The 1,082-nt window shown below is 34.6% G+C and carries 1 protein-coding gene; it reads left to right on the top strand.

Going from position 1 to position 1,082, the window contains the following annotated elements:
• Nucleotides 1–1,082 (top strand): amino acid adenylation domain-containing protein (locus DN392_RS30130; RefSeq protein ID WP_149238253.1); only part of this gene is annotated, 1,082 nt, incomplete at both ends.

Genomic DNA, 1,082 nt, shown 5'->3' with positions numbered 1-1,082 from the left:
TATGGTGTACTAAAAGCAGGTGGGGCGTATTTACCAATTGATTCAGAATATCCGGTAGAGAGAATTAATTTTATGTTGAACGATAGTAAGGCAAAAGTATTGTTAGTGGGTGAAGGTAATCAAAGTATAGTAGATCATATAGATGCTTCAACTATACTTGTTAATCTTACAAATTGTGAAGAGGATCAGATAAACCCAGTTCCTATCTCTCAACCAGATAGTTTGGCATATGTCATTTATACTTCTGGTACAACAGGAACACCGAAAGGTGTAATGGTTGAAAATAGGAATGTAATGAATCTATCTAATTGGCAAATTGATGAAGGGAAGTATGGAGAAGATACGGTTGTTCTTCAAAATTTAAACTATATCTTCGATGGTTCAGTTTGGGAAATTTTCCCTGTTACTTTATCAGGAGGAAAACTGTTAATTATTTCTGAAGTACAAAACAAAGAACCTAGAGAGTTATTAACTCTTTTAGAGAAAAAGCAAGCTCTGTTAGTACCATCAATGTTCAGAATGTTGTTGGAATATGCAGAAAAAAATGGAAAAGCGGATGAATTAAAGCAGTTTGAAAGACTATATTTAGGAGCTGAACCACTTACTAGTGATCTGATAGCGAAGTATGAGGAGATAACAGGGGCAAGTATAGACAATATAAACAATTTATATGGTCCAACTGAAGCTACGGTTGTAGCTACTTCATATCGATTTAACGGGAAAGATAATAGAGAAATCATTCCGATAGGAAAGCCAATTGCCAATACTCAAATATATATTTTGAATAACAAGAGTATATGTGGAATTGGTATGCCGGGAGAATTATGTATTGGTGGTTCAGGTGTTTCTAGAGGGTATTTAAACAGAGCAGAACTGACGGCTGAAAAATTTGTAGTTAATCCTTACAGACCAAATGAGAGAATCTATCGAACGGGAGATTTAGCTCGTTGGAATGAAGATGGAAATATTGAATATTTAGGTAGAATAGATGAACAAGTTAAAATTAGAGGGTTTAGAATTGAATTGGGAGAGATTGAAGAAAGAATTAGGGATGTAGAAGGAATCAGTGATGCCGTTGTTAT

This window comes from Bacillus sp. BB51/4 (assembly GCF_008368845.1).
Classification (GTDB): Bacteria; Bacillota; Bacilli; order Bacillales; family Bacillaceae_G; genus Bacillus_A; species Bacillus_A wiedmannii.
This window is presented reverse-complemented; position numbering and strand designations above follow the sequence as displayed.